General features: G+C 63.1%; 1 protein-coding gene. It reads right to left on the bottom strand.

Annotation, left to right across the window (positions count from 1 at the left end; all coding sequences use genetic code 11):
* Positions 1-74 precede the first annotated feature (74 nt).
* Positions 75-1,048: helix-turn-helix domain-containing protein (locus P3T21_RS38415; protein WP_429261060.1), on the bottom strand; the 974-nt coding region annotated here is incomplete at its 5' end.

The raw sequence follows: 1,048 nt of genomic DNA, 5'->3' as shown, positions 1-1,048 counted from the left end.
CCCCGTAACCGGCCGTCCGGTTGTCATAGACAACGCTCACTTGAAGCCGGCTTTGGAAAGCGGAAAGTGCGCAGTTATCGCGCCTCCCCATGTTTGTTGGTATCGAAGAGTGCCATTTTGGCCGGCGCCGCGCCGTCTGATCCAGCATGGCGGCACTGCGGCTGTTGCGCGTATCGCCATGCGCGTGGCGTGATGCCGGTCACGTGTGAGAACACGCGCGTAAAATGGCTCTGGTCGGCAAAGCCGCAAGAGATCGCGATCTCGGCGATTGACAACGAGCTGCGTGCGAGCAGGTCGCGCGCGACGTCGATGCGTCGGCGAATAAGCCACTGATGCGGTGCGTGCCCGGTCGAGCGACGAAACGCGCGGCAGAAATAAGCTGGCGACAGTTCGCACGCGGCGGCGAGTTCGAGGATCGACAGGCCGTCTTCAAGATGCGCATCTATCATCGCCTTTGCGCGCATTTCCTGCCACGGCGCTAGTCCGCCTGTCCTGCGCGCGTCAACGATACGCACGCCAGCGTAAGTCGCCGCGAGATGACCGTGCAGCGCGATCAGCAGGCCATCGATGAACAGCTGTGGCACGGGTTTGCCGGTGAGTGCAGGGAGCAGCAACTTGCCCACCATCGCGACGAATGGATCCTGAATGCCATGAGGAATCGCGAGTTCGCGGATCGCGACGCAATCCTCCGCCGCGGCGATCCGGTGCAGTGAAGCTTCCGGCAGGTAAAACTGCAGACAGTCGAACGCGGTGGGCAGGAATGCGGAAGGACGAGCGGCGAGGTCGACCACCGACACGGCACCGCTGGCATACGGGGAGACCCGCTCCGGCTTGCCATCCAGCCACAACTCATGCTTCGGCAGCGGCTGTAACTGCAGACATAGCACGAACGCGTTTTCTGGCGGGATCGGGTCGGTGCTGTTGACGGCGCCGGGCGTGGATGTCAGGCGGGTAATCGTGACGTCCGGGGTCTGGAGCATCGAGCTCCTGAGAACGGGCGTGCTCGGCAGTCGGAAATAGCGGGCGGCATCGTTGCCGTAAGGTGTGG

It is taken from the genome of Paraburkholderia sp. GAS334 (genome assembly GCF_050436625.1).
In the GTDB taxonomy this organism is placed as follows: domain Bacteria; phylum Pseudomonadota; class Gammaproteobacteria; order Burkholderiales; family Burkholderiaceae; genus Paraburkholderia.
This window is presented reverse-complemented; position numbering and strand designations above follow the sequence as displayed.